General features: G+C 68.9%; 1 protein-coding gene and 1 pseudogene. Both read right to left on the bottom strand.

Features of this window, described 5'->3' with window-relative positions; genetic code table 11:
* Positions 1 to 183, bottom strand: a pseudogene (locus AC5RUJ_RS15725) (sarcosine oxidase subunit gamma); the annotation flags it as partial.
* Positions 176 to 1,763: glycine cleavage T C-terminal barrel domain-containing protein (locus tag AC5RUJ_RS15720; protein WP_494156183.1), on the bottom strand; the 1,588-nt coding region annotated here is incomplete at its 5' end. The pseudogene AC5RUJ_RS15725 and the gene AC5RUJ_RS15720, both read right to left, overlap by 8 nt.

Below are 1,763 nucleotides of genomic sequence, written 5' to 3'. Positions count from 1 at the left end.
CTCCAGCGCCTTGGCGCCGGCCGATCCGGGCTCCGCCCGCAGGGCGACCATGTTCAGGAACGGGATTTCACGCAGGCTGACGCCGCGTTCGCCGGCCACGGCGCCCTGGCTGATTGCCTCGGTCAGGTGCGCCAGCGGGCTGCGGCGCAGTGCTTCGATGTTGGTCAAGACCTGTTCAGCCATCACGACGGCTCCCTTCGGGGTCGTAGAGTACGGGTTCTGCGATGACGACGTCCACCAGCTGCCCGTTGAGGGGTGCCTGCAGCGTCTCGCCGATGCGGTTGCGGCCGTTTTTGATCAGGGCCAAGCCGAAACTGCGGCCCAGCGCGGCGCTGTGGTAACTGGAGGTCACGTGCCCCTCCATCGGCACCGGCGCCTCGGCCGGCGCGATCCGCGTGCCCTGGTTGACCAGCTGTGCGCCCTCCGGCAGGCGGAACGACTTGTCCACCGGCAGGACCCCGACCAGCTGCTTGCGGTCCTCGCGCAGGTTGTCGGCGCGGGTGTAGGAGCGCTTGCCCACGAAGTCCTTGGCCTTGGAGACCACCCAGTCCATCCCGGCGTCCTGCGGGGTGACCGTGCCGTCCGTGTCCTGGCCGACGATGATGAAGCCCTTCTCGGCGCGCAGCACGTGCATGGTCTCGGTGCCGTACGGGGTGATGTTGAACTCCGCGCCGGCCTCGGCCACGTCTTGCCAGACCTTCAGGCCGTACCAGGAGGACACGTTGATCTCGAACGCCAGCTCGCCGGAGAACGAGATCCGGCAGATGCGGGCCGGGATGCCGGAGGCCAGCGTGGTCTCCCGGAACGCCATGAAGGGGAAGGCGTCGTTGTCCAGGTCCAGCTCGGGCGCCAGCTTGGCGATGACCGCGCGTGACTTCGGGCCCACGACGGCGACGGTGGTGTACTGCTCGGTGACCGAGTTGCACACGACGTCCAGCTCCGGCCATTCGGTCTGCAACCACTCCTCCAGCCAGTCCAGCACCTTGGCGGCACCGCCGGTGGTGGTCGTCATGAAGTAGCGGTCCTCGTCCAGGCGCAGCGTCACGCCGTCGTCGAAGATCATCCCGTCCGGGGTGCACATCAGCCCGTAGCGGCCGAGGCCGGGCTTCAGTTTCTTGAACGCGTTGGTGTACATCCGGTTCAGGAATTCGCCGGCGTCCTTGCCGCGGATCTCGATCTTGCCCAGGGTGGTCGCGTCCATGAAGCCGACGGATTCGCGGACGGCAGCGCATTCGCGCAGCACCGCGGCGTCCATGTCCTCGCCCGGCTGCGGGAAGTACCAGGGCCGCTTCCACTGCCCGACGTCCTCGAACAGCGCGCCGTGGGCGACGTGCCAGGGGTGGATCGAGGTTAGCCGCGCCGGGTCGAAGAGCTCCCCGCGCTGCCGGCCCGCCAGTGCGGCGAATGCCACCGGCGTGTAGGGGGCGCGGTAGGCGGTGGTGCCGATGCTGCCGACGTCCGGGTTGTTTAGCGCCGCGGCGATGACGCCGATGGCGTTGACGCCGGAGGTCTTGCCCTGGTCGTTGGCGGTGCTGATCGATGTGTACCGCTTCACATGCTCCACGCTGCGCATTCCGGCCCCGGTCGAACGCAGCACGTCGGCGACCGTCTGGTCGCGTTGGAAGTCCACGAAGTGGTTCTTCCAGCCGGCGGCCTCGCCGTCGAGGGCGGGAACCAGCCACAGCGGCCGGATCGGGGAGACGGTTTCGGCGGCGGCCGCGGGGACCTGCGGGTCCACGCCGAAGCCGGCACGGGTGGCCGCT

This window comes from Arthrobacter sp. Y3223164, from assembly GCF_059091005.1.
The sequence above is the reverse complement of the archived record's forward strand: the minus strand, read 5'-3'. Positions and strand labels throughout refer to the sequence as shown.